Consider the following 889-nt stretch of genomic DNA (forward strand, 5'->3'; position numbering starts at 1 on the left):
CCTCCCACCCTCCCCGCCGCAGGGCCGCCGGACAAGGGACCGCGGCGGCAACCTCATCACCGCCGGGCTGCCGGTCATCGGCAACATGCGAGGACAGCTCGGATGCCTGAGTATGAGACCGCGGATCGGGGGCAAAGGCGTCAAGGAGAGGGGGGACGAACTCGTCTCATGTCCGCCGCGCCCGCCGTGGCGGCGCACCTCATCGACGGGCCCCGCACGCCGGAGCGGGACGGACGCACCGGCCCGCCCGGCGCCCAGGACCAGGAACGAACGCAACCGAGAGCGCATCCAGGTGATCGCGATGAGACTCTCCAAAGGGGAACAGCGGGCCCTCGAAGAGATCGAGGAGCGGCTCGCCTTCGAAGACCCGGATCTCGACGCCCTCCTTGCCAGGACGTACCAGGGCGAACCCCCTCCGCCCAAGGAATGGCGAGGGCCTCGCACCGTGCCCGGCTACGTGTGGCGCGTCACCGTCCTGATCGGCGTGTGCGTGTTCCTCATCGTCGTGGGGCTGCTCCTCACGACGCCCGGGTGAGCCGGCGGACGACGTCCCCCGGCACGCGGCGGCGGCGGAAGGGCGTACGGGTCCACCAGTACAGATGGCCCAGCAGGCCGCGCGGATGGAAGATCGCGCGCTGCCCGTACACGGTCCTGCCGTGCTCCTCGCGGCACGTGAGCTCCAGCCACGCCTGGCCGGGCAGCCGCGTCTCGGCGCGCAGCCGCAGCAGGCGGCCCGGCACGACCTCCTCCACCCGCCACGAGCCCAGCGTGTCCCCCACGCGCAGCCGCCACAGGGCGGCGGGCGGCGCCGGCACGGCGCGGCTCCACTCGTCGGCGTACAGCACCCCGCCGGCCCAGTCGGGGTCGGTCGGCAGGGGGTCGCTCGGGG

General features: G+C 73.6%; 2 protein-coding genes. One reads left to right on the forward strand and one right to left on the reverse strand.

What is annotated here, in order from left to right; all coding sequences use genetic code 11:
• Nucleotides 1–301 precede the first annotated feature (301 nt).
• Entirely contained in the window at nt 302–535 is a 234-nt protein-coding gene (locus C1J01_RS50905; protein ID WP_165970201.1) for a DUF3040 domain-containing protein, read from the forward strand.
• On the opposite strand, the gene C1J01_RS48345 is transcribed toward C1J01_RS50905, so the two are convergent.
• Nucleotides 519–889: DUF2867 domain-containing protein (locus C1J01_RS48345; protein ID WP_146616057.1), on the reverse strand; the 371-nt coding region annotated here is incomplete at its 5' end. The two genes, C1J01_RS50905 and C1J01_RS48345, sit on opposite strands and share 17 nt — an antisense overlap.

It is taken from the genome of Nonomuraea aridisoli, assembly GCF_003236395.1.
Taxonomy (GTDB): Bacteria; Actinomycetota; Actinomycetes; order Streptosporangiales; family Streptosporangiaceae; genus Nonomuraea; species Nonomuraea aridisoli.